General features: G+C 60.2%; 1 pseudogene. It reads left to right on the top strand.

Going from position 1 to position 779, the window contains the following annotated elements:
* Positions 1-161 precede the first annotated feature (161 nt).
* Positions 162-646, top strand: a pseudogene (locus tag ACYCVF_RS36750) (phosphotransferase); the annotation flags it as partial.
* Between the last annotated feature and the right edge of the window lie 133 nt (positions 647-779).

Below are 779 nucleotides of genomic sequence, written 5' to 3'. Positions count from 1 at the left end.
CCGCCGCTGGCTACAACTTCCGCCGTCTCATCCGATGGCTCAGGCTTTTGCTGTGCCAAATCCTGGCCGCGCTCTTCACCGAGCCGATCGCCAATCCAGCCTAAAATTGGGGTTCTTCACGCTCGACTGGTTATGGGGTGCGCGTTGGGCGACGGCAAGAAATCCAAGGGCTCGACGGCGTCGGGAAAGATAAGAGTTTTCGGGCACGCGGCCAGTGGAGGAGGGGCATCGCATTGACGAGAACAGCCTCGAGCGCTGGATGCGAGAGCATGTGGAGGGTTTTGCCGGCCCGCTGAGCGTGTTGCAGTTCAAGGGCGGCCAGTCCAACCCGACCTATCGGATCAACACGCCCACGCGTTCGTATGTGATGCGGCGCAGGCCATTCGGCAAATTGCTGCCGTCGGCGCATGCAGTTGACCGCGAGTTTCGTGTCATTTCAGCGCTTGGGAGGTGCGGCTTTCCGGTGCCGCGCGCCTATGCGCTCTGCACCGATGACATGGTGATTGGGACCGCCTTCTACATTATGTCGATGGAAGAGGGGCGAGTGTTTTGGGGGCCCGGGTTGCCGACCCAGGCGTCTCAAGCGCGGCCAGAGATATTTAAGAGCAAGATCGAGACGCTCACCAAGCTCCATATGTACGATCCTGAAGAGTATAGCGCGACAATCTGGGTGGGAAGCGCGCGACAATCAGGATGGCGAGTCGGTGTCGCGGCGAGGTGATGATTGCCGCGATGATTGTCGCGCGCAAGAGGTTTGTTGGCTCTGATTGTCGCGGGGC

Source organism: Bradyrhizobium cedriense (genome assembly GCF_054602315.1).
Note: the sequence above shows the minus strand (reverse complement) of the source record. Positions and strands in the feature narration are given on the sequence as shown.